Below are 24,467 nucleotides of genomic sequence, written 5' to 3'. Positions count from 1 at the left end.
GGAAGGTGCGAATAAGCAGGTCATTTCTTCCCAAGCTGACTCGCTGATTAAAATTTCGCGGATCTGGGCCGATTTTTTTCCCGCAAACACATCGAATCAGCCTATTTAGGCTATTTTTTCCACCATTTCTGGCGTTATTTCCGGTTTTTACTGAGATCTCTCCCACTGACGTATCATTTGGTCCACCCGAAACAGGTTGGCCAGGGTGAATAACATCGCCAGTTGGTTATCGTTTTTCAGCAGCCCCTTGTATCTGGCTTTCACGAAGCCGAACTGCCGCTTGATGATGCGAAACGGGTGCTCCACCCTGGCACGGATGCTGGCTTTCATGTATTCGATGTTGATGGCCGTTTTGTTCTTGCGCGGATGCTGCTTCAAGGTTTTTACCCTGCCGGGACGCTCGGCGATCAGCCAGTCCACATCCACCTCGGCCAGCTCCTCGCGCTGTGGCGCTCCTTGGTAGCCGGCATCGGCTGAGACAAATTGCTCCTCTCCATGAAGCAGATTACCCAGCTGATTGAGGTCATGCTCGTTGGCCGCGGTGGTGACCAGGCTGTGGGTCAGGCCACTCTTGGCATCGACACCAATGTGGGCCTTCATGCCAAAGTGCCACTGATTGCCTTTCTTGGTCTGATGCATCTCCGGATCGCGTTGCTGCTCTTTGTTCTTGGTAGAGCTGGGTGCCTCAATGATGGTGGCATCCACCAAAGTGCCTTGGGTCATCATGACGCCTGCTTCGGCCAGCCAGCGATTGATGGTCTTGAACAATTGACGGGCCAGTTGATGCTGCTCGAGCAGGTGGCGGAAATTCATGATGGTGGTGCGATCCGGCAGGGCGCTATCCAGGGATAATCGGGCAAACAGGCGCATGGAGGCGATTTCGTACAGGGCATCTTCCATGGCACCGTCGCTCAGGTTGTACCAATGCTGCATGCAGTGAATACGCAGCATGGTCTCCAGCGGATAGGGCCGTCGGCCATTGCCCGCCTTGGGATAAAACGGCTCGATGACAGCGGTCATATTCTGCCATGGCAGAATCTGCTCCATGCGGGAGAGGAAAATCTCTTTTCGGGTCTGACGGCGCTTAGTGCTGAATTCACTATCGGCGAAGGTGAGTTGATGGCTCATGATGTCCCTCTGGGATGCGCTCCGGATGAATATGATGATCTCATATCAGGAACTTGTTCGCACCTTCCCTAGGGAAGCAAAGTGAATACTGACCAGTTATGTGCTACAAGATTTTGAATATCTCAACAACCTGATCTGACATAGGTGATCTTCTCCCTGAAAACAGTACCAGGCTAAACTGAAGTCTGCGGTCTTTCTTCCATCTCACTGAGAGGCGCATTGCCATGAAAAAGACCCGTTATACCGAAGAACAGATTGCGTTTGCACTGAAACAGGCCGAAACCGGCACCCGCGTCGGGGAAGTCTGCAGAAAGATGGGTATTTCTGAGGCCACTTTTTTATAACTGGAAGAAAAAATTTGCCGGTCTGGGCGTGACCGAGCTGCGGCGTCTGCGGCAGTTGGAGGATGAAAATCAGCGGCTGAAGAAACTGGTGGCTGACCTGAGTCTGGACAAGGAGATGCTGCAGGAGGTGCTGAAGCAAAAGTTCTGAGGCCGGCTCAGAAGCGCCAGGCGGTACATTTCCTGCGAGAGGCATACCGTATCAGCGTCCGTCGGGGATGCGGATTGCTGATGCAGAGCAGAACTGTCTACCACTGGCAGAGTCGGCGTGACGATCGGGCAATAACGCTGCGCATCAAGGAAATTGCGGAAACACGAATACGCTACGGTTGTCCGCGCATTCACGTTCTGCTGCAACGAGAAGGTTGGCTAATTAACTATAAGAAAACACACCGGATTTATTGTCTGGAAGGCCTGAATTTGCGCAGGAAACGTCCCCGCAGGCATAATCAGTGTGGCACACCGTCAACAGCGTCCGTCCCTGACGTACATCGATCAGTGCTGGAGTATGGATTTCGTGTCGGATAGTCTGTTTAATGGACGGCGCTTCCGGGCGCTGACTGTAGTGGATAATTTTAGTCGGGAATGCCTGGCGATCCATGCCGGAAAATCATTGAAGGGTGAAGATGTGGTCCGGGTAATGGAAGCACTGCGGGTGCTGGATAATCGCCTGCCGGTACGTATTCAAACAGATAACGGTAGCGAGTTTATCTCGAAAAGTCTGGATAAATGGGCGTATGAACACGGTGTGACGATGGACTTCTCCCGCCCCGGAAAACCGACAGATAACCCGTTTATTGAGTCATTTAACGGCAGCCTGCGGGATGAATGCCTGAATATTCACTGGTTCCTGTCGCTGGAAGATGCGCAGGATAAACTCGAGAAGTGGCGCAGAGAATATAATCATGAGAGGACACATTCATCATTAAATGACATGACTCCGGCTGAATTTATCCGGAGCCTGCAAAAAGACGAAGATCTCTGATTTAGCACTGCATTGATTTTGGGCCAGGATCAATTTGGCCGGGATCTCAAAAAATGCCTGGAACTAAAACGGGTCTATTTACAATAGCTTCCAGTGAGTTGTTTCAGTTGATGAAGGGCTTGCAGGGACTGGCTGGACAGCGGGACGAGATGTGTTCGCTTCATCTTCATCCTGTTTTTAGGTATTTCCCACAGGCTGTTTTCGAAGTCAATTTCGCACCATTCAGCCATTCGTAACTCTACTGTTCTTAACCCAGTTAGCATCAACAAACGAGTCGCGAGTAGAGTTATTAAACTACCTGAATAATTTGATAATTTCTGTAAAAACTCCGGCAATTCAGATGCGCTCAAAAAAGGATAATGATGTTTTTCATATCCTTGCAATGCACTGGCAAGATCTGCGGCTGGATTGTATTCAGCTCGACCTGTGACTATAGCGTATCGAAAGACTTCACTGCAGCGTTGGCGGACTTTACTGGCTAGCTCCGGAGCCCCGCGTTTTTCCATGCGCTGAAGGACGGATAGAAGCTCTAATGGCTTGATTTCATTAATAGGTCGGGAGCCTATAAAAGGGAAAACATTGTTTTTGAAACCACGATTAACATAGTCTGCGTAGTTTTTTGACCAGCCTAAGACTTTCGCGTTGTACCACTCGAAGGCTATCGCTTCAAAAGTGTTTGTCACTGAGAGCTTTTGGGCAAGCAGTTCGGCTTTTTTAACTTCACCGAGATCTTTGTCATTCGCCAGTGTTTTTCTTGCTTCATCACGCTTAGTGCGAGCTTCAGCAAGTGAGATGTCGGGGTAGGTTCCGAATGAGAGCTTTTTCTCTGGGCTTTGCAGTCTCGACCTGACGCGCATTTAAGGGCATTTGGGGGCCTCATTTTTCATTGAACAGGATAAGCCCCCACTAAGGCCCCCAAACGTTTATTGATTCACGTTGAGATGGGTAGATATCGGTTGATATCACACAGCCAGAGCAGAGGGTTTATCACTGATTATAAGGGGATTTTATTGAATTCGGTAGAGGTCAGGAGAGTTGTATATGGTGTCCCCTGCAGGAATCGAACCTGCAACTAGCCCTTAGGAGGGGCTCGTTATATCCATTTAACTAAGGGGACGAAGCGGCACGAGTATAGCGTTTTTTACTCACAACGGTAAGTCTCAGGCCGCCCGACTGCTCAAACAGTCACCATTCAGGCCTGTTTTTTCTGGTTTTTCTGCTTTTGCTCATCACGCTTTGCTTGCAACCTAGCTTCTTCCTTGCGTTTGTTGCTCATATCATTGCGGATCTGCGCATGGCTCATCAGCGCGAAAATAAACGTTCCGCCACAGATATTCCCGGCGAGCGTTGGTAGCGCAAAGGGCCAAAAAAAATCACTCCAGTGCAGCGTGCCATTAAAGACCAAATAGAGAATTTCCACCGAGCCGACGACGATATGCGTGGTATCACCTAACGCAATCAGCCAGGTCATCAGAATAATGACCACAATTTTTGCCGCCCCGGCAGCCGGAAACATCCACACCATGGTGGCAATTAACCAGCCGGAAATGATGGCGTTGGAAAACATCTCTGTTGGCGTATTTTTCATCACATCCATACCAATTTTGACAAAAGCATCGCGGGTCTCTTCATCAAAAATCGGCATATGTTCAAACGCCCATGCGGCAACCCCGGTGCCAATAATATTACCCAGCAGAACCACGCTCCACAGGCGCATCAACAGGCCAAAATTGCCGAGGGTAGGGTTTTGCATCACCGGCAGTACAGCGGTGACGGTATTTTCGGTAAAGAGTTGCTGGCGGGCCATAATGACAATAATAAAGCCGAAGGTATAACCGAGGTTCTCGAGTAAAAATCCCCCTGGCACGCCTTCCAGCTGTACGTGAAAAATCCCTTTAGCCAGCAATGAGGCGCCCATCGACAGTCCTGCAGCGATGGCTGACCACAGTAGCGCCATCGCGTCACGCTCCATCTCTTTCTCCCCATCCTGGCGAATATGTTCATGGATTGCCATGGCGCGGGAGGGGAGTCTGTCCTCATCAAGCTCTATCTTTGTCCCTGTTAGCTTTTCATCGCTTTCCACCTCGAGCTCGTCGCTGTGTCGATCGATCTTATCTTTCTTGATGTCATTCATAGCCGAATCCTGAATAAGCACGTATTGCTAAAGCGTAGCGGCTTTTGTCCGAAAACCAGCGGGAGAAAGTCTGAGATAGCAAAAATAGTAACGTTTGTTTTTATCGGGTTAGTTAGAATAGAACCGCCGCGGAGTGCGCATTACCAGGCTATGATCAAATCAGTAAGACAGGGTATATAGACATCATTTGACGTGCTGTTACAATCGCTCACATCTAAACAGGCGGATACGTCATCGTTCCGTCATGGATGGCAATCAGCGATAGCCATAAAACACAGGGAGACACTTATGAAGCTTCGCCTGTCGGCGCTTGCGCTGGGAACCACACTTTTGGTGGGGTGTGCGAGCTCCGGTACTGAACAGCAGGGGCGTTCGGATCCATTTGAAGGGTTCAACCGCACCATGTACAACTTCAACTTTAATGTTTTAGATCCATACGTTGTTAGACCCGTAGCTGTTGCCTGGCGAGATTATGTTCCGCAGCCAGCGCGTAATGGTTTAAGCAACTTTACGGGGAACCTTGAAGAGCCGGCCGTCATGGTCAACTATTTCCTGCAAGGCGATCCTTATCAGGGGATGGTGCACTTTACCCGTTTCTTCCTGAATACCCTGTTAGGTATGGGCGGCTTTATCGATGTGGCAGGTATGGCTAATCCGAAGTTGCAGCGCGTTGAACCACACCGCTTTGGCAGTACGTTAGGCCACTATGATGTTGGTTACGGACCGTATATGCAGCTTCCATTCTACGGTAGTTTCACGCTGCGTGATGACGGCGGCGATATGGTCGATACCCTGTATCCGGTACTGTCCTGGCTGACCTGGCCGTTGTCGATAGGCAAATGGACGGTTGAAGGGATTGAAACTCGCGCGCAATTGCTCGACTCTGATGGTCTGCTGCGTCAGTCTTCCGATCCTTACATCATGGTGCGTGAAGCTTACTTCCAGCGTCATGACTTTATTGCGAACGGCGGGAAACTCAAACCAGAAGAAAACCCGAACGCGAAAGATATTCAGGATGATTTAAAAGAGATCGATTCTGAGTAAGGAATTGGGCAAATAAAAAGGTGAGCTAAAAAGCTCACCTTTTTTACGTCTGAAGAAAATCAGAATGCGTAGTTGAAGTTTGTACCAAACAGCCAGGCTTTACCTTCTGAGTCGAAAGTATAGTTGCCTTCTTGCACTGTTACTTTTTGTCCGTGCATGTAAGACACACCGACGTCGATAGAGGCATCGTCATTGAACGCATAAGTTGTACCTGCACTCAACCACAGGCGATCCTGATCCGGAATCGAGATGGAACGCTTACTTGCTGGAACCGGGCTATCGTCATAAGCAATACCGGTACGGAACGTCCAGCTTTTATCCATATAGTAAGTCGTACCCAATGCAATGCGGTAAGAATCTTTGAAGCCTTCTTCTTTATAGAACAGTGTCTGTCCATTGGAACCTGTGGCTTTCAGCTCCTGGAACTGACTCCAGCTGGTATAGGCCATGCTGTAGTGGATAGCCCACTGTGGTGCAATACGGTTATAACCTGACAATTCCCACATTTCAGGAAGGTTAAGTGTCAGAGAACCCGGGACAGTGGCATTGGTCGTTCCCCATGGGAATGTAGTGCCAGCGCCAGGTATAGCATTCGCCTGGGTACGGATGCCACTCTTATAATCGCCATCAAAATCAATTTTAACTTCAGAACGGTACGTTAAACCATAACGGTTATTTTTATCCAGTTCGTACAGAATCCCGGCGTTCCAACCGTAGCCCCATTCGTCCCCTTTCAGGCTGGCAATTTTGTTGCTGACCTTCGGTAATGCAGCCGTCTGCTCGCCAGAATAACGTTCAATTTTTGCATCAGCATAAACGGCGTTAAAACCGAGACCGAAGCTCCAGCTATCATTCAGACGGTAGGCGCCGCTCAGGTTAAGGTTGACCGTTTTAAGGTCGGTCTTACCGCCGTATTCACCGACGATGTAGCTGTCGTTAAATTCGGTAGCCAGGCCATAGTTTGAGGTAACGGAAGCACCCCAACCAAACTGTTCGTTGATAGGCATCACGAAGTGAGCATTGGGAACCCACGCCGTAGGCGCGATGTTGTCCGCATCAGTGCTGCGTCCGGTGTATGGCGATTTACCGGAAATATTAACGTCTGGATCGATATACACCGCACCTGCTGAGAAAGTAGGGCGATCGAACATCATAATCAGTGCCGGGTTACGACTGGCGTTACCTGCATCATCTGCAATTGCGCCTTCACCCGAATATGCCCGGCCAAGGCCAGAGGAAGAAAATTCGTTTAACTGAAAGCCTGCAGACCAGGCCTGTGTGGAGATAATTGCCACTGCGACTGCGAGAGCAGACTTTGTAAACAGGGTTTTCTGGCTCATGACCATAACCTCATAGATTTATTTTTATACAAACAATGTTACATGCCGTAACAGGAGCGCGAAGTGTAGGGTCTGAGGTACGACTTAGAAATCAGACCAGTGGCGTGAGTATAGGTCGGACCAGCTGGAATGTTGCAAGTATGTTTATAAATATTTTCAAATTTGATCAGAGAAACGCGATCCAGCTGGCAAAATTGCGGGGGGGCGCACTCACCTGTTTGGGCGATTTTTGTTTTAGATCATTTTTAAGTGTGATTTCGGTCACTTATCGCATTTCATACAATTAACGACTGGAGAGGCGAATAATGGGAGCGTAAAATATCCCTATCGTTTATCTGGCACCTCAGGTGCGAATACAGAGGAAATCTACAATGAGTAAATGCAGTGCTGATGAAACCCCGGTTTGCTGCTGTATGGATGTTGGCACCATCATGGACAACTCCGATTGCACCGCGTCCTACAGCCGTGTGTTCGCGAACCGCGCAGAGGCAGAAGAAACGCTGGCCGCTCTGACTGAAAAGGCGCGTGGCGTGGAATCTGAGCCTTGCCAAATCACCTCGACCTTTACTGAAGAGTCAGAAGGTGTGCGTCTGGATATCGACTTTGTTTTTGCCTGTGAAGCTGAAACGCTGATCTTCCAGCTGGGCCTGCGTTAATCCCCCTCTGCAAAAGCCCTTGCTATCTGATAGCAAGGGCTTTTTCGTAACTGTCAGTGATTATTCACTGTGTCTTAGCTCCCACTTTCTTTTCTCTCTGCTTGGCTAAATGTAAAAAATTGGTTAAGACTATGATCAGGTCAGACCACTTATTTTATTTTTTTACAGGGGAGTGTTATGAGTCAGGCTTTACCGCTGGTTACCCGCCAGGGCGACCGTATTGCCATTGTAAGTGGATTGCGTACGCCATTTGCTCGTCAGGCTACCGCGTTTCATGGCATTCCCGCCGTTGATTTAGGAAAAATGGTCGTCGGTGAGCTGCTGGCGCGCAGCGAAATACCTGCTGATGTGATTGAGCAACTGGTTTTTGGTCAGGTGGTGCAAATGCCTGAAGCGCCAAATATTGCTCGTGAAATCGTGCTGGGAACCGGCATGAATGTGCATACGGATGCTTATAGCGTAAGCCGAGCCTGCGCGACCAGTTTTCAGGCAGTGGCGAATGTCGCGGAAAGCCTGATGGCGGGGTCTATTCGTGCGGGAATTGCGGGTGGTGCGGACTCATCGTCAGTCTTGCCTATTGGCGTTAGTAAAAAGCTGGCGCGGGTGCTGGTGGATGTCAATAAGGCCCGGACAACCGGTCAACGCCTTAAACTCTTTTCCCGACTGCGTTTACGTGACCTGATGCCTGTGCCGCCAGCCGTCGCCGAGTATTCCACTGGTTTGCGTATGGGGGATACGGCTGAGCAAATGGCCAAAACCTATGGTATTACCCGAGAACAGCAGGATGCTCTGGCGCACCGCTCTCATCAGCGTGCCGCTCAGGCGTGGGCTGAAGGAAAGCTGGTAGATGAGGTAATGACTACCTACGCGCCACCGTTTAAAGATCCTTTTTCAGAAGATAACAATATTCGCGGTAACTCTACGCTGGCCGATTACGCCAAACTACGTCCGGCGTTTGACCGCAAGCACGGCACCGTTACCGCGGCGAACAGCACCCCGCTAACTGACGGCGCAGCCGCCGTGATCATGATGACGGAGTCGCGTGCGAAAGAGTTGGGGCTGGTGCCGCTGGGATACCTGCGTAGTTTTGCTTTTACCGCCATCGATGTCTGGCAGGACATGCTGCTGGGACCAGCGTGGTCAACGCCGCTAGCCCTGGAGAGAGCAGGTCTGACGATGGCAGATTTAACCCTGATCGACATGCATGAAGCTTTTGCCGCACAAACGCTGGCGAATCTTCAGTTGTTGGGTAGCGAACGTTTTGCCCGCGACGTGCTGGGCAGAGCACATGCCACTGGCGAAGTTGATGACAGTAAATTTAACGTGCTGGGTGGATCGATTGCCTATGGACACCCCTTCGCCGCTACCGGTGCGCGCATGATCACCCAAACCCTACATGAGTTACGACGTCGTGGCGGTGGTTTTGGTTTAGTGACCGCCTGTGCAGCTGGTGGTTTGGGTGCAGCCATGGTTCTGGAGGCGGAATAATGGAAATGGCATCGGCTTTTACACTAAACGTACGTCTGGATAACGTTGCTGTTGTCACCATTGATGTGCCCGGAGAGAAAATGAACACCCTGAAAGCGGAGTTTGCTTCTCAGGTACGGGCCATTCTGAAACAAATCCGCGATAACAAAGCATTGCGCGGCGTGGTGTTTATTTCGGCTAAACCCGATAACTTCATTGCCGGGGCGGATATCAACATGATTGGTAGTTGTCGTAGCGCGCAGGAAGCCGAAACGCTGGCCCGTCAGGGGCAGCAGATGATGGCGGAAATTAATGCCTTGCCGATCCCGGTTATCGCCGCGATTCATGGCGCATGCCTCGGCGGTGGCCTGGAGATGGCACTGGCGTGCCACAACCGTATTTGTACCGATGATGTTAAAACCGTTCTGGGTTTACCGGAAGTACAACTTGGCTTGTTGCCCGGCTCCGGTGGTACGCAGCGGCTGCCGCGCCTGATTGGCGTCAGTACTGCACTGGATATGATCCTCACCGGAAAACAATTACGCGCAAAACAGGCGCTGAAAGTTGGTTTAGTGGATGAAGTTGTACCGCATTCCATTTTGCTGGAAGCGGCCGTAGAACTGGCTAAAAAGGACAGTTCTGCGCATCGAACACTGCCCGTGAGAGAGCGAGTGTTGGCGGGGCCGCTGGGGCGGGCGCTGTTGTTCCGCATGGCCAGTAAAAAGACGGTGCAAAAAACGCAAGGTAACTACCCTGCAACAGAACGTATCCTTGAGGTCATCGAAACCGGGCTAGCGCAAGGCTGCAGTAGCGGTTACGACGCAGAGGCCCGCGCGTTTGGTGAACTGGCGATGACATCCCAGTCTCAGGCGCTACGGCACATCTTTTTTGCCAACACCGATGTGAAAAAAGATCCCGGAAGTGATGCGAAACCTGGCCCGCTAAACAGCGTAGGTATTTTGGGCGGCGGCCTGATGGGCGGCGGTATTGCCTACGTGACGGCCTGTAAAGGCGGCTTGCCTGTGCGCATCAAAGATATAAATGCTAAGGGAATCAACCATGCACTGAAGTACAGCTGGGATCAGCTTGAAACGAAGGTTCGCCGCCGTCATATCAAAGCCAGTGAACGCGATAAACAACTGGCGCTGATTTCGGGATCGATCGACTACCGTGGCTTTGCGCATCGCGATTTGATTATTGAAGCCGTGTTTGAAGATCTGTCGCTAAAACAACGGATGGTGGCTGAAGTTGAGCAAAATTGCGCACCTCACACCATTTTTGCTTCTAACACCTCATCTTTGCCCATTGGCGATATTGCCGCGAATGCTGCCAGGCCTGAACAAGTGATTGGTTTACACTTTTTTAGTCCGGTGGAAAAAATGCCATTGGTCGAAGTGATCCCACATGCCACGACTTCTGAACAGACGATTGCAACCACCGTTAAGTTAGCGAAAAAACAGGGCAAAACGCCGATAGTAGTCAGAGATAAGGCTGGCTTTTACGTTAACCGCATTTTAGCGCCTTACATTAACGAAGCGATTCGTATGTTGACCGAAGGCGAGCGGGTTGAAACCATAGACGCCGCGCTGGTTAAGTTTGGTTTTCCGGTCGGGCCAATCCAACTTTTGGATGAGGTCGGAATTGATACGGGCACTAAAATTATACCAGTGCTTGAAGCTGCATATGGAGAACGTTTTAGCGCGCCTGCAAATGTTGTTGCTTCAATTTTGAATGACGATCGCAAAGGTAGAAAAAATGGTCGGGGTTTCTATCTTTATGGTGCGAAAGGGCGTAAAAGCAAAAAACAGGTCGACCCTGCAATTTATACGCTTATTGGCGTCCAGGGCCAGGGCCGACTTACCGCCGCGCAGGTAGCAGAGCGGTGCGTCATGTTAATGCTCAATGAAGCAGCTCGTTGTTTCGACGAGAAGATAGTCCGCAGCGCACGTGATGGCGACATCGGCGCTGTATTTGGTATTGGTTTTCCGCCATTCCTCGGCGGCCCGTTCCGGTATATGGATTCTCTCGGCGCGGGTGAAGTGGTTGCGGTTCTGCAACGGCTGACCACGCAGTACGGCTCGCGGTTTACACCGTGTGAGCAGTTATTGCAGATGGCGGAACGCAGTGAAAGATTCTGGAATATTGGGGAAACTGACCTGAATTCATGAGGTCAAAGGTAGGATGAATCCGCACTGAATGTATGGGTCGCGCTCAAAATGTAAACAGAGATTGACTATACTTACGCCGTTGAGGTAAAAAACAGCGTTTCATTCGGTGAATGGATAAGGCACAATGCCGGCCACCATATCGTTACCACAGCCAATAGGGGCTGTGAATAAAGGTAGTGGTGATTCTGGTTAACAAAAGCGGTGCAATATGCAAGTTTTTATCATGCGTCACGGCGACGCGGCCCTCGATGCCGCCAGTGATTCGGTTCGTCCCTTAACCTCCTGTGGTTGTGACGAATCTCGCCTGATGGCGAACTGGCTGAAAGGTCAAAAAGTGGATATCGAACGTGTTCTGGTGAGCCCGTTCCTACGAGCCGAACAAACGCTGGATGTGGTGGGGGAGTGTATGAACCTGCCAACCGGTGTGGATGTTTTGCCGGAGCTGACTCCCTGCGGCGATGTCGGTCTGGTCAGCGCCTATTTACAGGCTCTGGCCAATGAAGGTATCGCCACCGCACTGGTTATCTCTCACTTGCCTTTAGTGGGATATCTGGTGTCTGAGCTTTGCCCAGGTGAAACACCGCCGATGTTTACCACATCAGCGATTGCCAGCGTTACGCTTGATGAGAGCGGGAAGGGTACTTTTAACTGGCAAATGAGCCCGTGTAACCTGAAAATGGCAAAAGCGATTTAAACAGGCCGGATAAGGCGCAGCAGCCACCCGGAAAATCAAAGAGCCGCAAATGCGGCTCTTTTTGTCTTTCTGCATCACGGAAGTTCGGGCGGTAGCCACTCTTCCACTTCAATCAGCACCAGCAGCGCGGCGTCGCCACCGTACTCCTTCGGTGCCTGATGAAAGGCCATTACGTGCGGATGCTGGGCCAGCCAGAGCGGCGTCTGCTGTTTCAGAATATGTTTTCCGTGGCCATGCATCACGCAGGCGCAAAACACATGCTCACGGCGACAGGCGGCAATCAGCGCGCCTAACTCTTGTTTAGCCTGTTGCTGGGTCAGCCCATGCAGATCGAGAAACAGCTCCGGAGAGTAATCGCCACGGCGCATTTTCTTCAGTTCGAAATGGCTGACGTCGGCGCGCAGGTATCTTACCGGGCCGTCCGTATTCAGCAGCGGCTGAAACTCATCCGAGAAATAGTGGCTGGCATCAGCCTGCTCCTGTAGCAGCCTTTTAACCGGAACCTCGGCAATTTTTTTACGTGGAGGTCGGTGAACAATGGTGTCCTGTTTAATTTTACGCGTGCCGGTCATCAGCTGGCGAAACAGCGTCTGATCCTCCTCGCTGAGCGATGTTTTCTTTTTCATTCGAGAGTCTCAACTTTTATTTTCCGTTAGTTTAACCCGACTCGGCGGGCATCCGATCGCTTAAAACGCAATTTTCGCGCTCAGGCCCCGTGTGAATGCTGATTTATCGCCGTCTTCGTGGCAAACTAGCCGCCGAAATTAATACGAGCATGCCCTGGAGGAATACGTGGATAAAATTTTCGTCGATGAAGCAGTGAGTGAACTGCATACCATTCAGGACATGTTGCGTTGGGCGGTCAGCCGTTTTAGCGCGGCGAACATCTGGTATGGCCATGGCACGGATAACCCATGGGACGAGGCTGTACAACTGGTGCTGCCGTCACTTTATTTGCCGCTGGATATTCCAGAAGATATGCGTACCGCACGTCTGACATCCAGCGAGCGTCATCGTATTGTTGAACGCGTGATTCGCCGCGTCAACGAGCGCATTCCGGTTGCTTATCTGACCAACAAGGCCTGGTTCTGCGGGCATGAGTTCTATGTTGATGAACGCGTGCTGGTTCCGCGTTCACCGATTGGCGAGCTTATCAATAACCGCTTTGCGGGCCTTATCAATGAGCAGCCGCAGCATATCCTCGATATGTGTACCGGCAGCGGCTGTATCGCCATTGCCTGTGCGTATGCCTTCCCGGAAGCCGAAGTCGATGCGGTGGATATTTCCACTGACGCGCTGGCGGTGACTGAACACAATATTGAAGAACACGGTCTGATCCATCACGTCACGCCGATCCGTTCCGATCTGTTCCGCGATCTGCTGAAAGTCCAGTATGACTTGATTGTGACCAACCCGCCGTATGTCGATGCGGAAGATATGTCCGATCTGCCAAACGAATATCGTCACGAACCTGAGCTGGGTCTGGCGTCCGGCAGCGATGGGCTGAAACTTACCCGCCGCATTCTGGGGAACGCCCCGGACTACCTGTCAGATAACGGTATTCTGATTTGTGAAGTCGGAAACAGCATGGTACATCTGATGGAGCAATATCCGGATGTACCGTTCACTTGGCTGGAGTTTGACAACGGCGGTGACGGCGTATTCATGCTGACCAAAGAGCAGTTAGTTGCTGCTCGCGAGCACTTCAGCATTTATAAAGACTAATTACACGCGCACATACACAACACGCATAACGGAGCCGTGATGGCAGGAAACACAATTGGGCAACTCTTTCGCGTAACCACTTTCGGCGAATCACACGGGCTGGCGCTCGGTTGTATTGTCGATGGTGTTCCGCCGGGCATTTCTCTGACAGAAGCTGACCTGCAGCACGATCTCGACAGACGCCGTCCGGGCACATCGCGCTACACTACGCAGCGTCGTGAGCCGGATCAGGTGAAAATCCTCTCCGGGGTGTTCGAGGGCGTTACCACAGGCACCAGCATTGGCCTGCTGATCGAAAATACCGATCAGCGTTCACAGGATTACGGCGCGATTAAGGACGTTTTTCGTCCGGGACACGCCGACTATACCTATGAGCAAAAATATGGCCTGCGCGACTACCGTGGCGGCGGACGTTCATCCGCACGTGAAACAGCGATGCGCGTGGCGGCCGGAGCGATTGCCAAAAAATATCTGGCGGAAAAATTCGGCGTTGAGATCCGCGGCTGCCTGACGCAGATGGGTGATATTCCGCTGGAGATTAAAGACTGGTCCCAGGTGGAACTTAACCCGTTCTTTTGCCCGGACCCGGATAAACTCGAAGCGCTGGACGAACTGATGCGCGGGTTGAAGAAAGAAGGTGACTCCATCGGAGCTAAGGTGACCGTTGTTGCACGCGGTGTACCTGCGGGTCTCGGCGAACCTGTATTCGACCGCCTGGATGCCGACATCGCCCATGCGCTGATGAGCATTAACGCCGTTAAGGGCGTTGAGATTGGCGATGGATTTGACGTTGTTGCGCTGCGCGGCAGTCAGAACCGTGACGAAATCACCAAAGAAGGTTTCCAGAGTAACCATGCGGGCGGCATTCTGGGCGGGATCAGCAGCGGGCAACAAATCATTGCTCATATGGCGCTGAAACCGACGTCCAGTATTACCGTTCCTGGGCGCACTATTAACCGCTTTGGAGAAGAAGTCGAAATGATCACTAAAGGTCGCCACGATCCGTGCGTAGGGATCCGCGCCGTACCGATCGCCGAGGCGATGCTGGCGATCGTATTGATGGATCACCTGCTGCGTCAGCGGGCGCAAAATGCGGACGTGAAGACCGATATTCCACACTGGTAAGAGATGAAAAAAACGGCACTTGCGGCGCTGGCTCTGTTTGCCAGTACCGCCTGTCTGGCGGCGACGCCCTGGCAGAAAATTACCCATCCGGTTGCGGGCAGCGCGCAGTCTATCGGCGCGTTTTCCAATGGCTGTATTGTTGGCGCAGATACGCTGCCTGTCCAGTCAGAACACTATCAGGTGATGCGCACCGATCAGCGTCGTTACTTTGGCCATCCGGATCTGGTGAGGTTTATCCAGCGTCTGAGTAATCAGGCCAATAGTCAGGGGCTGGGCACGGTGTTAATCGGCGATATGGGTATGCCGGCCGGTGGGCGATTCAATGGCGGTCACGCCAGCCACCAGACGGGACTGGATGTGGATATTTTCCTGCAACTGCCGAAAACGCGCTGGACCCAGTCGCAACTGCTGCGGCCGCAGGCGTTAGATCTGGTCTCACAGGATGGCAAACGTGTTGTGCCGTCACTGTGGAAACCGGAGATTTTCAGCCTGATCAGGCTGGCTGCAAAAGATAATGAAGTAACGCGTATTTTCGTGAATCCGGCGATTAAGCAACAACTTTGTCTGGATGCAGGGACCGACAGGGACTGGTTGCGTAAAGTGCGGCCGTGGTTCCAGCATCGTGCGCATATGCACGTGCGGTTACGTTGCCCTGCCGACAGCCTTGAGTGTGAAGATCAACCGTTACCGCCACCAGGTGACGGCTGTGGCGCAGAGCTGCAAAGCTGGTTCGAACCTCCAAAACCTGGAACCACCAAGCCTGAGAAGAAGACACCGCCACCGTTGCCGCCTTCCTGCCAGGCGCTACTGGACGAGCATGTACTCTAATGGATCATTTTGCCTCTCTGTTTATGGTGTCGCCACTGCTGTTAGGTGTGCTTTTTTTTGTGGCGATGCTGGCAGGTTTTATTGATTCTCTGGCCGGAGGCGGTGGTCTACTCACCATCCCGGCATTGATGGCGGCCGGGATGCCACCTGCGCAAGCGCTGGCGACCAATAAGCTGCAAGCCTGCGGGGGATCTATCTCTTCCTCCCTCTATTTTATTCGTCGGGGTGTGGTTAATCTGGCGGATCAGAAGCTCAATATCTTCATGACCTTTATCGGCTCAATGAGTGGCGCGCTGTTGGTTCAACACGTGCAGTCAGATGTTCTGCGCCAGATCCTGCCAGTATTGGTTATCTGTATTGGCCTTTACTTTCTGTTGATGCCGAAAATCGGGGAAGAGGACCGACAGCGCCGACTGCACGGTTTGCCTTTCGCGCTGGTGGCCGGAGGCTGCGTCGGCTTTTACGATGGCTTTTTTGGTCCGGCGGCGGGGTCGTTCTACGCGCTGGCTTTTGTCATGCTGTGCGGATACAACCTGGCGAAATCGACGGCCCACGCCAAAGTATTAAATGCCACCTCGAATATCGGCGGGTTGTTGCTGTTTGCTCTCGGCGGCAAAGTGATTTGGGCGACAGGTTTTGTGATGCTCATTGGCCAGTTTATTGGCGCACGGATGGGCTCTCGACTGGTACTCAGCAAAGGACAAAAACTTATTCGGCCAATGATCGTTATTGTCTCCGCCGTGATGAGCGCCAAGCTACTTTATGATAATCATGGACAGGAGATTCTCCACTGGCTGGGGATGAACTAATGAATAATACGCATCACTACGAACAGTTAATTGAGATTTTTAACGGCTGCTTTGCCGATGAATTTAATACCCGTCTGATTAAAGGCGACGACGAACCGATCTATCTTCCAGCGGATGCGGAATTACCGTATCACCGTATCGTTTTTGCGCATGGTTATTACGCCAGTGCGTTACACGAAATTTCACACTGGTGCATCGCCGGGAAAGCACGTCGTGAGCTGGTCGATTTCGGTTACTGGTACTGCCCGGACGGACGCGACGCGAAGACACAATGCCAGTTTGAAGATGTGGAAGTGAAGCCGCAGGCGTTTGACTGGTTGTTTTGCATGGCGGCGGGCTACCCGTTTAACGTCAGTTGCGACAATCTGGAGGGGGACTTTGAACCGGATCGCGTGGTATTCCAGCGCCGTGTTCATGCTCAGGTGATGGAGTACCTGGAAAAAGGGATCCCTGAACGTCCGGCGCGTTTCATTAACGCGTTACAGAATTATTATCACACGCCTGAACTTACGGCGGAACAATTCCCGTGGCCCGAAGCGCTCAACTGAAGCCGCTGCCACGTTTACAATGAGGAAATAAGATGATCGCGGAGTTTGAATCACGCATTCTGGCATTAATCGACGATATGGTAGAGCACGCCAGCGATGATGAGTTGTTTGCCAGTGGCTATTTGCGTGGGCACCTGACGCTGGCTGTGGCTGAGCTGGATGCTGGCGAGGACCATTCCGCTGAGGCATTGTACGCCAATGTGACCAGCAGTCTGGAAAAAGCCATCAGCGCAGGCGAACTCTCGCCGCGTGACCAGGCGTTAGTGAAAGAGATGTGGGACACACTGTTCCAGAAGGCAACAAAACAATAATTGCAGCGGATTGGCCGGATGGCGACGCGAAGGCGTCTTATCCGGCCTACGTGGACGGGAGAAGGTAGGTCTGATAAGCGTAGCGCCATCAGGCAATAATGAGATGGTATCTTACTTCACCGCTTTACCCTTCAGTAACTTCCTTACCCACAGACGATTCGGATTCAGCGCCGCCAGCGTGCTGGCATCCATAGGGATAGGTTCATCGCTCATTTGAGATGCCAGAATTTCTGCACATAGCGGGGCAGTACACAGCCCGCGCGAGCCCAGCGCACCTAACATAAATAAATCGGAATACACCGGGGCGTTTACGGCGTGCTCTTTGTCTTCGGTAAGAGTGGCATACTGGCTGAGCGTGGCGTCATAATCCGCGACGTTGCCGACCATCGGCATGTGATCGCGCGTGGCGCAGCGCACTCCACAACGGGCGTCATTGCCACTAACGTCTACTTCTTTTGCCCACGAGGCATTCGGGAAACAATCTATTAAGCGCTGACGGTTTTGCTGCTGATCGTCCGCGCGATACACCGTTTCTTCACTTCCGCGATGATAGCTGGCGCCAATGCAGTGCTGCTGGTTTTGCGGGTTGTGTGGCGTGAGGTAGCCGTCATAGCACAGCACCTGACGCAGCGCTGAAAGCGAAGGCGTGGTAGGAATGTGACTCACCTGACCGCCTACGGAGTACACCGGAAGCGACTGCGTTTGCTCAACGCCGTTAATGCGATGCCCGTTAGCCATAACTACAGCAGCGTGAGTGGCGGTGTCGCCACTGGCAAACGTCAATTGCCAGTGTTCTGTCTGCCGAGACAGCGAGGCCAGCGTATGTTGATACCGGGTGCGTAATCCCAGCGTTGCGGCGTAGTCGAATACGGCGGCGGTTAACTGTGCCGGACACAGCCATCCTCCGGCAGGGTACTGAATGCCGCCGCATCCGGTTTCTACGCCGGTCGTTTGTAAAACCTGCTCTGCGTTAACGCTGATGGCGAGCGCATCAGGCAATTCAAGGGACAGCATTTGGTCGATTTTTTGCTGGCTTTTTTCATCCCACGCCAGTTGTGTCACACCGCACCAGTCATGCGCGAACTCAACGGGGAGGGCGTCATACAGTCGACGAGCGAAGGTAAACGCGGTGGGGAAAAAGAGATTAATGGCCGCGTCATGCTTGCTGAGTAGCGGATAAAGCGCGCCCTGGCGATTGCCGGATGCACCCCCGGCTGGGTTATCGTCGGCGCAATAGAGAGTGACCTGCCAACCGCGACGCAGTAACGCCAACGACAGCAATGCGCTGGCAATCCCCCCGCCAATAATGGCGGCTTCGCGTTTATCTGTTCCGGTACGTGCAAACCACGGCGCCGAGGAGGGGAGCGTCAGCGTCTGTTCCATTACGCCACAGAGCATTTCGCGTTTGCGACCAAAGCCTTTGCATTTTTGCATCGTAAATCCGGCTTCCTGCAATCCCCGACGCACAAAGCCCGCTGAGGTGAAGGTTGCCAGCGTACCGCCGGGACGAGCCAGACGGGCCATTGCGTTAAACAGCGTTGGCGTCCACATATCCGGATTTTTTGCAGGCGCGAAACCGTCCAGAAACCAGGCATCCACTTTTTGATTCAGGGAGTCATCGAGCTTACTGGTCAGTTCGTTAATATCGCCAAACCACAGATCCAGCGTGATACGTCCTTCATCAAGGAGCAGGCGATGGCATCCCGCCAGCGGCAGCGGCCATTGCTCTTGCAGCGCCGTGGCCCACGGGGCAAGTTCTTGCCAGTGCTGATGGGCTAAGGTTAAATCTTCGCGCGTCAGTGGATATTTTTCAAAGCTGATGAAATGTAATCTTTCCAGGGTAGCTTCGGGATGGGTATCGCGAAAATCGGTAAATGCCTGCCAGAGTGTCAGGAAGTTAAGTCCGGTGCCAAACCCGCTTTCTGCCACCACGAAGAGGGGACGTGAATGCGCAGGGAATCGCTGGGCGAGATGATTCCCGCCGAGAAAGACGTAACGTGTCTCTTCCAGCCCGTTATCATTAGAAAAATAGACATCGTCAAAATCTCGGGAAACAGGTGTACCCTCAGCGTTGAATTCAAGGTTTGCAGGTTGTATAGCGTATTGTTTCACGTAAGTTACTCGTCTGGCAGGCTGTGCCCCGATCTTAGCGATGAGTGCCTGGCTGCGCAAATTTCCACACTAAATGGCTGATCGGACTTGTTCGGCGTACAAGTGTACGCTATTGTGCCACTCGAAACTTTAAAATAGTGCGACTTACAGAGGTATTGAATGAAACGTGCAGTGATTACTGGCTTGGGCATCGTTTCCAGCATCGGTAATAACCAGCAGGAAGTCCTGGCATCTCTGCGTGAAGGACGTTCAGGGATCACTTTCTCTCAGGAGCTGAAGGACTCCGGCATGCGTAGCCACGTTTGGGGCAACGTAAAACTGGATACCACTGGCCTCATTGACCGCAAAGTAGTGCGCTTTATGAGCGACGCATCCATCTATGCATTCCTTTCTATGGAACAGGCAGTGGCTGATGCCGGCCTTGCAGCAGAAGATTACCAGAACAACCCGCGCGTTGGCCTGATTGCAGGTTCCGGCGGCGGCTCCCCGCGTTTTCAGGTGTTCGGTGCTGACGCAATGCGTAGCCCGCGTGGTCTGAAAGCGGTTGGCCCGTATGTGGTCACCAAAGCGATGGCGTCCGGCGTTTCTGCCTGCCTCGCAACGCCGTTCAAAATCCACGGCGTAAACTACTCCATCAGCTCTGCCTGTGCGACATCTGCGCACTGTATCGGTAACGCGGTAGAACAAATTCAGCTGGGCAAACAGGATATCGTTTTTGCTGGCGGCGGCGAAGAGCTGTGCTGGGAAATGGCGTGTGAATTCGACGCAATGGGCGCGCTGTCTACTAAATACAACGACGATCCATCCAAAGCTTCCCGTACCTATGACGCACACCGTGACGGTTTCGTTATCGCTGGTGGTGGCGGTATGGTCGTGGTCGAAGAGCTGGAGCATGCGCTGGCACGTGGCGCGCATATCTACGCGGAAATCGTCGGTTACGGCGCAACGTCCGATGGCGCAGACATGGTTGCTCCGTCTGGCGAAGGCGCAGTACGTTGCATGCAGATGGCGATGCACGGCGTAGACACCCCGATCGACTACCTGAACTCTCACGGTACCTCTACTCCGGTAGGCGACGTGAAAGAGCTGGGTGCAATCCGTGAAGTGTTTGGTGATAACAGCCCGGCCATCTCTGCGACTAAAGCCATGACCGGTCACTCTCTGGGTGCGGCTGGTGTGCAGGAAGCTATCTACTCTCTGCTGATGCTGGAACACGGCTTTATCGCGCCGAGCATCAACATTGAAGAGCTGGATGAGCAGGCGGCAGGTCTGAACATCGTGACCAAACCGACCGAGCAGGCGCTGACTACTGTAATGTCCAACAGCTTCGGCTTTGGCGGCACCAACGCAACGCTGGTCATGCGTAAGCTGTAAGTGTAAGTCCACAAAATGAGATGCAAAGGGGAGCCTGATGGCTCCCTTTTTTATATCGTTGACAATCGATCTGGTTTACAGGCAGACTCCAGCTTCAACATTATCCTCTTGATAATGCGTAAGCGTTTAACGTTATCCAACGCACCTTAATCCTGATAGTCAGGTAGAGGGGGCGTGGACATTCCTCGCCTTACTCTGCATTTTGGAGTAACGCATGACAGCTGTAACCCAACAAGAAAAAACACCTTCGGCGAACTTTTCGCTGTTTCGTATCGCTTTTGCGGTTTTCCTGACCTATATGACGGTCGGTCTACCTTTGCCCGTGATTCCTCTGTTTGTGCATCAGGAACTGGGCTATGGCAACACCATGGTCGGTATCGCCGTAGGCGTACAGTTTCTGGCAACGGTATTAACGCGCGGCTACGCCGGGCGCTTAGCCGATCAATATGGTGCTAAACGCTCGGCGCTACAGGGGATGTTTGCCTGTGGGCTGGCGGGCGCGGCGTGGCTTTTAGCCGCGCTATTGCCAGTTTCTGTCCCTGTAAAATTTGCGTTGTTAATCGTCGGGCGTTTGATCCTCGGTTTTGGCGAAAGCCAACTGCTCACTGGAACGTTGACCTGGGGGTTGGGGTTGGTCGGCCCAACACGCTCCGGTAAGGTGATGTCGTGGAACGGAATGGCGATTTACGGCGCGCTGGCCGCCGGTGCACCGTTGGGCCTGTTGATCCACAGCCACTTTGGCTTCGCAGCGCTGGCCGGGACGACGATGGTATTACCGCTGCTGGCATGGGCATTCAACGGCACTGTACGCAAAGTGCCTGCGCATGCAGGAGAACGTCCTTCGTTATGGAGCGTGGTAGGGCTTATCTGGAAACCGGGCCTGGGCCTGGCGCTGCAGGGCGTTGGCTTTGCGGTGATCGGTACGTTTATTTCACTCTATTTTGTCAGCAACGGCTGGACGATGGCAGGGTTCACCCTGACTGCGTTTGGTGGGGCGTTTGTGCTGATGCGCATTCTGTTTGGCTGGATGCCGGACCGTTTCGGCGGCGTGAAGGTTGCCGTTGTCTCTTTGCTGGTGGAAACCGCAGGGCTGATTCTGCTGTGGCAGGCCCCATCGGCCTGGATTGCGCTGCTCGGGGCGGCATTAACCGGGGCCGGGTGTTCGCTTATCTTCCCGGCCTTGGGCGTCGAAGTGGTGAAGCGAGTGCCTGCGCAGGTTCGCGGTACGGCGCTGGGCGGTTACGCCGCGTTTCAGGATATCTCCTACGGCATAAGCGGTCCGGTCGCCGGGGTGCTGGCCACCGCGTACGGTTATCCCTCAGTGTTCCTTGCCGGGGCGATATCTGCCGTGGTGGGGATTATTGTAACGTTGCTTACGCTGCGTAAAGGTTAGGTGACCAGCCAGAAAATGGTTAACGCAATTATCAACGCAACAAACAGCAGTCCCGGTCGTGCCGACAGAGATTTAACCGTTTCAATCATCGGCGCGAACGGGCTGTAAATGGGCTGCAGATGGCGCGGATCGCTGAGCTCGCGTTCTCGTTCCACGCGCCGCAGGAAAATTTGATTGAGCAAGTCCTGCACCTGCACCGTGGTCAGAATCGATTGTGGTTGGATCTGATACGTCTGCTGTGCGTACTCTTTTATTGCTGTCAGCTCATTCGGCTCTAATGGCAGCTTCAGCGCCGCCTGGAGCGTTTGTAGCGTCGGGGCGCTTTGCAAGCTGAGCGTCTGGCGCGCCTGCAGCCAGGTGACCAGGTGCGTAAACTGTTTGGCAGGGATCAGCTCACCGCTTTTTACGCCAGACAACTCCAGCATCGACTGCCAGATCATCTTCCCGGATTCTCCCGTGGCCGCCGCCAGTTTGGTAACTAACTGGTTCAGCGTATTGTGCTCTGCGGGGAGCAATGGACGATCGGTGGCCGGGCGCTGCTGTGGCTGCGGTATCGACAGCTGCCCCTGTTGCAGTAGCGTGAGCACGTTCTTTAACTGCTCAGGCGTGAGCTGGCTGAGCGCCGTTTGCCCATACTGCTGACGGATAAAATCACTCACTGCCTGGCGATTATTTCCCTGGCTCAGTAATTCAGTGAGCTGCGAAAGCACCTGACGATTAACATGATTTTGCTGAGCAACCCCCAGCCGTTGGTTAAGGTTTTGCTCAGCGGCTGGAAAGTGACGTGACTGCAGCGGCGTATCACTTTTGACGCCCAGATCGTGCTTCATTCCGGCCCACACTTCAGCACTTTGCTGCTGGGTGAGTGAAATCAAACGGGTAATTAGCCGTTCCAGCACAGTACGTTGTTGTGTGGATAACGGTTGTTCACCCGCAGCGGAAGGGGCATTTTGGCCTTCGCCGGGAGGGCGTGCGGGCGTACCTGAAATGGGCTGCATCATCTCTGTTCCTTAAATCTGTGCTGACCAGGTCTCGCAGTATGCCTGGCGGCAAGATTATGGCACACTTGCCCGGTTAACTCTCGTTCTCAAACAGGTGCGAAAGACGTGAAAATCCTCGTTGATGAAAATATGCCCTATGCCCGCGAACTGTTCAGTCGTTTGGGGGAGGTCAAAGCGGTTCCTGGTCGTCCGATTCCCGTTGCCGAACTGGATGATGCGGATGCCTTAATGGTGCGCTCGGTGACGAAAGTAAATGAATCACTGCTTGGCGGAAAATCGGTTAAATTTGTCGGCACGGCAACCGCTGGCACAGACCATGTGGATGACGCCTGGCTTGCGCAGTCGGGGATCGGTTTTTCCGCCGCACCCGGCTGTAACGCGATAGCGGTCGTAGAATATGTTTTTTCAGCGTTGCTGATGCTGGCGGAGCGCGACGGGTTTGAGTTACGCGATCGCACCGTGGGCATTGTGGGTGTAGGCAACGTGGGCGGGCGTTTGCAGGCGCGTCTGGAAGCGCTGGGGATCCGCACGCTGCTGTGCGATCCACCGCGAGCCGATCGCGGTGATGAAGGCAATTTCTGCTCGCTGGATGAACTGGTAGAGCAAGCCGATGTGCTGACTTTCCATACGCCGCTGTTTAAAGACGGGCCGTACAAAACGTTGCACATGGCGGATGACGCGCTGATTAGCCGGTTGAAGCCGGGCACTATTCTGATCAACGCCTGCCGTGGGCCGGTCATCGACAATACGGCATTGCTGAACCGATTGAATGCCGGTCAGTCGCTGAGTGTTGTGCTGGATGTCTGGGAAGGAGAGCCGGATCTCAATGTGGCGTTGCTGGAGAAAGCTGATATCGGTACGGCGCACATTGCCGGGTATACCCTCGAAGGAAAAGCGCGTGGTACCACGCAGGTCTTTGAGGCCTATAGTAAGTTTATTGGTCACGAGCAGCACGTTGCGCTCAGTACCCTGTTACCTGCGCCGGAATTTGGTCGTATTACCCTGCATGGCCCGTTAGATCAGCCAACGCTGAAAAGGCTCGTGCATTTAGTGTATGATGTGCGCCGCGATGATGCGCCGTTGCGTAAAGTCGCTGGAATTCCGGGTGAGTTTGATAAACTGCGTAAAAATTACCTTGAACGTCGTGAATGGTCGTCTTTATATGTGATGTGTGACGACGCAACGGCTGCTGCCTTATTGTGTAAGCTGGGTTTTAACGCTGTTCATCATCCGGCACATTAATGTCTTCTTAATGCTCCCTGTCGAATAATGCGACAGGGACGC

The 24,467-nt window shown here is 52.8% G+C and carries 20 protein-coding genes, 1 tRNA gene and 2 pseudogenes; 15 read left to right on the top strand and 8 right to left on the bottom strand.

The window, feature by feature from the left end; genetic code table 11:
• Nucleotides 1-147: 147 nt before the first annotated feature.
• A complete protein-coding gene (locus tag OGY72_RS11480) occupies nucleotides 148-1,128 on the bottom strand; it encodes an IS5-like element ISKpn26 family transposase (RefSeq protein ID WP_000019450.1) in 981 nt (326 codons plus the stop codon).
• A gap of 224 nt (nucleotides 1,129-1,352) precedes the next feature.
• Between OGY72_RS11480 and OGY72_RS11475 the strand changes: the two are divergent.
• A pseudogene (locus OGY72_RS11475) lies at nucleotides 1,353-2,454 on the top strand (IS3 family transposase).
• Between the two features lie 83 nt (nucleotides 2,455-2,537).
• Here the strand turns inward: OGY72_RS11475 and OGY72_RS11470 are convergent.
• From OGY72_RS11470 to OGY72_RS11460, 3 genes and pseudogenes are all read right to left on the bottom strand, one after another.
• Nucleotides 2,538-3,308, bottom strand: a pseudogene (locus tag OGY72_RS11470) (tyrosine-type recombinase/integrase); the annotation flags it as partial.
• Between the two features lie 188 nt (nucleotides 3,309-3,496).
• Nucleotides 3,497-3,571 (bottom strand) — tRNA-Arg (locus tag OGY72_RS11465).
• 75 nt (nucleotides 3,572-3,646) lie between these two features.
• Nucleotides 3,647-4,588, bottom strand: coding sequence for a formate/nitrite transporter family protein (locus tag OGY72_RS11460; protein WP_125112645.1), 942 nt, complete (start codon nucleotides 4,586-4,588; stop codon nucleotides 3,647-3,649).
• 288 nt (nucleotides 4,589-4,876) lie between these two features.
• Between OGY72_RS11460 and mlaA the strand changes: the two genes are divergently transcribed.
• Entirely contained in the window at nucleotides 4,877-5,632 is a 756-nt protein-coding gene (gene mlaA / locus OGY72_RS11455) for a phospholipid-binding lipoprotein MlaA (RefSeq protein ID WP_003028190.1), read from the top strand.
• A gap of 59 nt (nucleotides 5,633-5,691) precedes the next feature.
• On the opposite strand, the gene fadL is transcribed toward mlaA, so the two are convergent.
• Nucleotides 5,692-6,972 (bottom strand): long-chain fatty acid transporter FadL, encoded by a 1,281-nt coding sequence (gene fadL, locus OGY72_RS11450; RefSeq protein WP_003028188.1) that lies wholly within the window; start codon nucleotides 6,970-6,972, stop codon nucleotides 5,692-5,694.
• 371 nt (nucleotides 6,973-7,343) lie between these two features.
• Between fadL and OGY72_RS11445 the strand changes: the two genes are divergently transcribed.
• From OGY72_RS11445 to sixA, 4 genes are all read left to right on the top strand, one after another.
• Nucleotides 7,344-7,628 carry a YfcZ/YiiS family protein gene (locus OGY72_RS11445; protein ID WP_003834838.1) on the top strand — a complete coding sequence of 95 codons (285 nt, stop codon included), beginning with the start codon at nucleotides 7,344-7,346 and terminating at the stop codon, nucleotides 7,626-7,628.
• 177 nt (nucleotides 7,629-7,805) lie between these two features.
• Nucleotides 7,806-9,116 carry an acetyl-CoA C-acyltransferase FadI gene (fadI, locus tag OGY72_RS11440; protein WP_198579373.1) on the top strand — a complete coding sequence of 437 codons (1,311 nt, stop codon included), beginning with the start codon at nucleotides 7,806-7,808 and terminating at the stop codon, nucleotides 9,114-9,116.
• Nucleotides 9,116-11,263, top strand: a complete 2,148-nt coding sequence (gene fadJ / locus OGY72_RS11435; RefSeq protein WP_286547775.1) for a fatty acid oxidation complex subunit alpha FadJ — start codon at nucleotides 9,116-9,118, stop codon at nucleotides 11,261-11,263. Before fadI ends, fadJ begins: the two co-directional genes overlap by 1 nt.
• A gap of 208 nt (nucleotides 11,264-11,471) precedes the next feature.
• On the top strand, nucleotides 11,472-11,957 hold the full coding sequence (sixA, locus tag OGY72_RS11430) for a phosphohistidine phosphatase SixA (protein WP_003028179.1): 486 nt from the start codon (nucleotides 11,472-11,474) through the stop codon (nucleotides 11,955-11,957).
• A 74-nt stretch (nucleotides 11,958-12,031) separates the two neighbouring features.
• Here sixA and smrB read toward each other — a convergent pair whose 3' ends face one another.
• Entirely contained in the window at nucleotides 12,032-12,583 is a 552-nt protein-coding gene (smrB, locus tag OGY72_RS11425) for an endonuclease SmrB (RefSeq protein ID WP_003839296.1), read from the bottom strand.
• A gap of 166 nt (nucleotides 12,584-12,749) precedes the next feature.
• Between smrB and prmB the strand changes: the two genes are divergently transcribed.
• The 6 genes from prmB to OGY72_RS11395 are packed head-to-tail and all read left to right on the top strand — an operon-like array spanning nucleotide 12,750 to nucleotide 17,303.
• Complete coding sequence (prmB, locus tag OGY72_RS11420; protein ID WP_003834827.1) at nucleotides 12,750-13,682, top strand: 50S ribosomal protein L3 N(5)-glutamine methyltransferase; 933 nt, start codon at nucleotides 12,750-12,752, stop codon at nucleotides 13,680-13,682.
• A gap of 39 nt (nucleotides 13,683-13,721) precedes the next feature.
• On the top strand, nucleotides 13,722-14,807 hold the full coding sequence (gene aroC, locus OGY72_RS11415; RefSeq protein WP_191236126.1) for a chorismate synthase: 1,086 nt from the start codon (nucleotides 13,722-13,724) through the stop codon (nucleotides 14,805-14,807).
• A gap of 3 nt (nucleotides 14,808-14,810) precedes the next feature.
• Nucleotides 14,811-15,635 carry a penicillin-insensitive murein endopeptidase gene (mepA, locus tag OGY72_RS11410; protein ID WP_003834823.1) on the top strand — a complete coding sequence of 275 codons (825 nt, stop codon included), beginning with the start codon at nucleotides 14,811-14,813 and terminating at the stop codon, nucleotides 15,633-15,635.
• Complete coding sequence (locus OGY72_RS11405) at nucleotides 15,635-16,444, top strand: sulfite exporter TauE/SafE family protein (RefSeq protein WP_003834821.1); 810 nt, start codon at nucleotides 15,635-15,637, stop codon at nucleotides 16,442-16,444. The genes mepA and OGY72_RS11405 overlap by 1 nt, the downstream gene beginning before the upstream one ends.
• Entirely contained in the window at nucleotides 16,444-16,992 is a 549-nt protein-coding gene (locus OGY72_RS11400) for an elongation factor P hydroxylase (protein ID WP_003834819.1), read from the top strand. Before OGY72_RS11405 ends, OGY72_RS11400 begins: the two co-directional genes overlap by 1 nt.
• A 32-nt stretch (nucleotides 16,993-17,024) precedes the next feature.
• Nucleotides 17,025-17,303, top strand: a complete 279-nt coding sequence (locus OGY72_RS11395) for a YfcL family protein (RefSeq protein WP_079939927.1) — start codon at nucleotides 17,025-17,027, stop codon at nucleotides 17,301-17,303.
• 111 nt (nucleotides 17,304-17,414) lie between these two features.
• Here OGY72_RS11395 and mnmC read toward each other — a convergent pair whose 3' ends face one another.
• Entirely contained in the window at nucleotides 17,415-19,415 is a 2,001-nt protein-coding gene (gene mnmC, locus OGY72_RS11390) for a bifunctional tRNA (5-methylaminomethyl-2-thiouridine)(34)-methyltransferase MnmC2/FAD-dependent 5-carboxymethylaminomethyl-2-thiouridine(34) oxidoreductase MnmC1 (RefSeq protein ID WP_286547774.1), read from the bottom strand.
• Nucleotides 19,416-19,574: 159 nt separating this feature from the next.
• On the opposite strand from mnmC, the gene fabB reads away from it, so the two are divergent.
• On the top strand, nucleotides 19,575-20,789 hold the full coding sequence (gene fabB, locus OGY72_RS11385; RefSeq protein ID WP_003834815.1) for a beta-ketoacyl-ACP synthase I: 1,215 nt from the start codon (nucleotides 19,575-19,577) through the stop codon (nucleotides 20,787-20,789).
• Nucleotides 20,790-21,003: 214 nt separating this feature from the next.
• Nucleotides 21,004-22,182: an MFS transporter gene (locus OGY72_RS11380; RefSeq protein ID WP_003834805.1), complete on the top strand. Its 1,179-nt coding sequence runs from the start codon at nucleotides 21,004-21,006 to the stop codon at nucleotides 22,180-22,182.
• On the opposite strand, the gene flk is transcribed toward OGY72_RS11380, so the two are convergent.
• The gene (gene flk / locus OGY72_RS11375) at nucleotides 22,179-23,180 is read right to left on the bottom strand and encodes a flagella biosynthesis regulator Flk (RefSeq protein ID WP_286547776.1); all 1,002 of its coding nucleotides are present in this window, start codon (nucleotides 23,178-23,180) and stop codon (nucleotides 22,179-22,181) included. The genes OGY72_RS11380 and flk overlap by 4 nt on opposite strands.
• Nucleotides 23,181-23,288: 108 nt before the next feature.
• Between flk and pdxB the strand changes: the two genes are divergently transcribed.
• A complete protein-coding gene (gene pdxB / locus OGY72_RS11370) occupies nucleotides 23,289-24,425 on the top strand; it encodes a 4-phosphoerythronate dehydrogenase PdxB (RefSeq protein ID WP_148361700.1) in 1,137 nt (378 codons plus the stop codon).
• Nucleotides 24,426-24,467: the final 42 nt, after the last annotated feature.

Source organism: Citrobacter sp. Cpo221 (assembly GCF_030332345.1).
GTDB lineage: Bacteria > Pseudomonadota > Gammaproteobacteria > Enterobacterales > Enterobacteriaceae > Citrobacter > Citrobacter portucalensis.
The sequence above is the reverse complement of the archived record's forward strand: the minus strand, read 5'-3'. Positions and strand labels throughout refer to the sequence as shown.